This is a genomic window from Salinisphaera sp. G21_0, assembly GCF_017744115.1.
Taxonomy (GTDB): domain Bacteria; phylum Pseudomonadota; class Gammaproteobacteria; order Pseudomonadales; family Endozoicomonadaceae; genus Endozoicomonas.
Window position 1 is genome coordinate 1 of sequence record NZ_JAGHQW010000201.1, and the last position, 850, is coordinate 850.

Annotated in this window: 1 protein-coding gene; it reads right to left on the reverse strand. The window is 62.9% G+C overall.

Annotated features, from left to right (window positions below):
- On the reverse strand, positions 1–850 hold an 850-nt coding region (locus tag J7439_RS25645), incomplete at both ends, for a VCBS domain-containing protein (protein WP_209204890.1).

Here is an 850-nt window from a genome sequence, read left to right on the forward strand (position 1 = left end):
CGAAGCTGAGCCAGGCGGGCAGGGCGTTGCCATCGGCCAGGGTGGCGCTGTAGCTCAGGGCATCACCATCCAGGTCGCTGAAGCTGTCCGCTGGCAGCTGGTAGCTGAAGGCGTTGTCCTGATCGGCGTTCTGATCGGTCAGGGCGATATCCAGTACCGGCCCGTCGTTGCTGCCGTTGAGGGTAATGGTCAGCGTGTGGGTGGTACCATCCGCTGATGTCACCGTCAGCGTCTCGGCAAGGGTTTCACCATCACCCAGCTGCTGAATGGCCGACTGGCTGTTATCGGCGCTGTAGCTCCACTGGCCACTGGCATCGAGGGTCAGGTCACCGTAGCTGCCGGTGATGGTGGTGGCGATAAACTGCGCTTCGCCGGCATCGCTGTCACTGATGGTCAGGGTGCCGCTGGCGCTCAGGACGTCGCTGCTGTCTTCGGTCACTGCCGCACTGTCATCGCCAGCGATCACCGCAGGGTCATTGGCCACCCGGTCGGGGTTGGCAGCGCTGCTGGCCTGCAGGCTGATGTTGTCGACCAGCAGGTCACGGTTAGTGCCATCGGCGCTGGTGTCGGCGATCCGCAGTACCATATTGCCCGCCGACCGGGCGGTGAAGTCCAGCGTCAGGGTCTGCATGGTCGCGGAGTTGCTGTCGAACGAGCTGGTGGCCAGTACCTCACCGGAGGCCTGGTCAATCACCTCGACCTGACCGGATACCAGTGCCTCTGCCCCGTAGAGGCCGTAATCCAGGCTCAGGGTGTAGTTGACATCGGGGTGTCCCTGGATGACCTGTTCCACCACCCCGTCCAGGGCAGCGTTGCCACTATTGAAGACCAGCTTGTTGTCGGTAATGTC